This is a genomic window from Streptomyces sp. NPDC059455, from assembly GCF_042750115.1.
GTDB classification, from domain to species: Bacteria; Actinomycetota; Actinomycetes; order Streptomycetales; family Streptomycetaceae; genus Streptomyces; species Streptomyces endocoffeicus.
This window is the reverse complement of record NZ_JBHYVB010000248.1, coordinates 11,870-14,918: the sequence shown is the minus strand read 5'-3', so window position 1 is coordinate 14,918 and position 3,049 is coordinate 11,870. Positions and strand designations below refer to the sequence as shown.

At 72.7% G+C, this 3,049-nt stretch carries 2 protein-coding genes and 1 pseudogene; 1 reads left to right on the top strand and 2 read right to left on the bottom strand.

Annotated elements, in window-relative coordinates:
- Positions 1-45 precede the first annotated feature (45 nt).
- Together ACFXB5_RS47110 and ACFXB5_RS47105 are read right to left on the bottom strand one after the other, a co-directional pair.
- Entirely contained in the window at positions 46-1,518 is a 1,473-nt protein-coding gene (locus tag ACFXB5_RS47110; protein ID WP_385220474.1) for a GntP family permease, read from the bottom strand.
- Between the two features lie 228 nt (positions 1,519-1,746).
- On the bottom strand, positions 1,747-2,184 hold the full coding sequence (locus ACFXB5_RS47105) for a TIGR03618 family F420-dependent PPOX class oxidoreductase (RefSeq protein WP_385220471.1): 438 nt from the start codon (positions 2,182-2,184) through the stop codon (positions 1,747-1,749).
- 215 nt (positions 2,185-2,399) lie between these two features.
- Between ACFXB5_RS47105 and ACFXB5_RS47100 the strand changes: the two are divergent.
- Positions 2,400-3,049 (top strand): annotated as a pseudogene (locus tag ACFXB5_RS47100) (sensor histidine kinase); the annotation flags it as partial.

The window sequence follows — 3,049 nt, the reverse complement described above, 5'->3', positions numbered from 1 at the left end:
GTTTCCGCCGGGGTTCGGGGGCCGTCGCCATGCGGGCGCCGTGCGCTAGATGACGAGGCTCAGCAGGGCCGCCACCACGAAACCGGCCACGGAGAGCACCGTCTCCAGGACCGTCCAGGACTTCAGCGTGTCGCTCTCGGTGATGCCGAAGTACTTCGCCACCATCCAGAAGCCGCCGTCGTTGACGTGCGAGGCGAAGATCGAGCCCGCCGAGATGGACATGATGACCAGCGCGAGATGGGCCTGCGAGTAGTCGCCGCCGGAGAGCATCGGGGTGACGATGCCCGCCGTCGTGACGATCGCGACCGTCGCCGAGCCCTGGGCCACCCGGAGCACCACCGAGATCAGCCAGGCCAGCACGATGACCGGCAGGCCCGCGCTGTCGAAGGCGTCGGCCAGGGCCTGGGCGACACCGCTGCCCTTGAGGACCGCGCCGAAGACCCCGCCCGCGCCGACCACCAGGAGGATGTTGCCCACGGGCTTGAGGGAGGCGGTGGAGACGGTCTCCAGGGACTTGCGGGACCAGCCGCGCCGGATGCCCAGCAGGTAGTAGGCGAGGAGCAGGGCGATCGTCAGCGCCACGAAGGGGTGGCCGAAGAACTCGATGACCGAGCGGCCGGTGCTCGGGTCAAGCGCCACGGAGGAGAACGTCGCGCAGAGGATCAGGACGAGCGGGGTGCCGATGATCGCGAGCACCGTGGCCACCGACACCGGCTGCTCGGCCGGGGTGGCGCCGGAGGCGCGCTGCTGGGCCGCGACCGCCTCCCGGGACTCCTCGGCCGCCTCCACCATGTCCTGCGGTACGGGCACGAAGATGCGCTTGCCGATCCAGGCGGCGTAGACCCACGCGGCCAGCACCGACGGGATGCCCACGACGACGCCCATCAGGATGACCCAGCCCAGGTCGACATGGAGCAGTCCGGCCGCGGCCACCGGGCCGGGGTGCGGCGGCAGGAAGGCGTGGGTCATGGACAACCCCGCGAGCAGCGGCATCGCGTACAGCAGGATCGACTTGCCGCTGCGCTTGGCGGCCGCGTAGACGATCGGCGCGAGGACGAAGATGCCGACGTCGAAGAAGACGGGTATACCGAAGATCAGGCCGGTGAGCCCCATCGCGAGCGGTGCCCGCTTCTCCCCGAAGAGGCCGAGCAGCCGGGCGCTGAGCGCCTCCGCACCACCGGAGACCTCGAGGATCGCGCCGAGCATGGTGCCCAGGCCGATGATGATGGCTATGTGGCCGAGGATGCCGCCCATACCGGATTCGATGAGCGAGACGGCGTCGGACTTCTGGACCGTGCCGAAGAGTTCGGTGACCGAGAGACCGGCGGCCAGACCGACCGCGATGGAGACGCCGAGCAGCGCCACGAAGGGCTGCAGCCGGACCTTGATGATCAGGTAGAGCAGAAGGGCGATGCCGAGAGCGGCGACGGTCAGCAGACCGGCGGTGCCGTGGATGAGGGCGAGCAGACCACCGGTGTGGGGTGGGGTCTCGGCAGCGGGAGCGGCCGCGAGCAGCATGGGGTACTCCGGGATGTGGGTAGGGGGTATCGCCGCACGGCGGGGGGCCGCGCGCTGGGAAAACCTGGGGCAAAACCTGGGTGCGGGTGATCAGGGCTCGAGCTTCCGGCGACGGGGACGGTGAGGACGAGTCAGGGGTGGAAGCCGGGGGGGGGGGGGGACTCTGCCCCCCCCCCCCGGGGGGTGGGGGGGGGGTCGATCACCCCCCCCCCGGCGCCGCCACGGGGGTCAGTTGCTGTAGACGCGCTCGGGGTGGACGAAGACCGCGGCGCGGCGCTGCTCGGCCATCACCCGGTCGTAGGCCGCCCAGTCGTCGTGGGTGCCGCCCGCGGCGGTGAAGATCTCGCGCAGCAGCAGCCGCAGACGCTCCGGGTCGATTCCGGGGAACGGGTCGTCGGGCCCCGCGATCTCGGTGCGGCCCTCGACCGCGGCCCAGTTCCATCCGGCGCGGAAGACCACGGTGGCCCGCGGACGCGCCCGCAGATGGGCGAGTTTGGCGGGGCCGTAGGTGACGAAGGCGACCACCTGGTCACCGGAGACCGGATGGCCGACGATCCCGGCGTTGACCACGGATGCCTGGACCGAGTTGTCGGCGCGCGTCGTCGACACGACCGCCAAGTGGTGGTCGGCCGCGGCGATGCGGTCCACTTCCTGAAGATCCGTCATCGGGTGCCTTTCTGGGCGGACCGGTTCCTCCACCATGACTCCCCCGGCCCGTACCCGCACCCTGATGCGTCCATGCCGGTGAGCCCCGGGCGGGGGGCTCGGGGGTGTAGCGGGCTCCACCGTCGAAGGGGCTGCTCACTCTCCCGCGTGGGTCCGGCCGGTCTTCTAGCCTCGTCGGTATGGGTAGGCGAATACGGCACGCGGCGCGGGCCACGGCCCGGCTGGCCCGGCGAGTGGAGGAGCTGGTGGAGACCCGGGCGGGTGCCATCGCCGCACACGGTGCCGAACTACGGCGTATCGAGCGGGAGTTGCACGACGGCACCCAGGCACAGCTGGTCTCCCTGTCCCTGCGGATCGGGCTGGCGAAGCGTGCGTACGACCGGGATCCGACGGCGGCGCGCAGAATGCTGGACGACGCGCAGGACCTGGCCGACGAGGCGCTGGCGGAGCTGCGCCATGTGGTGCGCGGCATGCATCCGCCGGTCCTCACCGACCGTGGTCTGGCCGGGGCGGTACGGGCACTCGCCGCGAGCGGCGGGCTCGATGTCACCGTGCGGGTGGACGGTCTGGAGGACGGTGCGCGGGCACCGGCGGCGGTGGAGGCGGCCGCGTACTTCGTCGTGGCGGAGGCGCTGGCGAACGTGGCCGGGCACAGCGGCTCCGACCGGGCCGAGGTCCGGTTGGCCCGCACCCCGAGCGGGTTGTGTGTCTCGGTGCGTGACGATGGACGAGGCGGCGCCGAGGCCGCCACCGGCGGGGGCGGGGGGGGGGCCCCCCCGCGCCGGGGGGGGGGGGGGGCGCGCGGGGGGGGGCGCGCGGGGCCCCGCGACAGCGCCCCCCCACCCGCGGGGCGGCGCGCGCGCGA

What these genes read in the sequence shown, in the direction of transcription:
- ACFXB5_RS47110 (WP_385220474.1), bottom strand. Translation starts at nt 1,518, where the DNA reads ATGCTGCTCGCGGCCGCTCCCGCTGCCGAGACCCCACCCCACACCGGT.
- ACFXB5_RS47105 (WP_385220471.1), bottom strand. Translation starts at nt 2,184, where the DNA reads ATGACGGATCTTCAGGAAGTGGACCGCATCGCCGCGGCCGACCACCAC.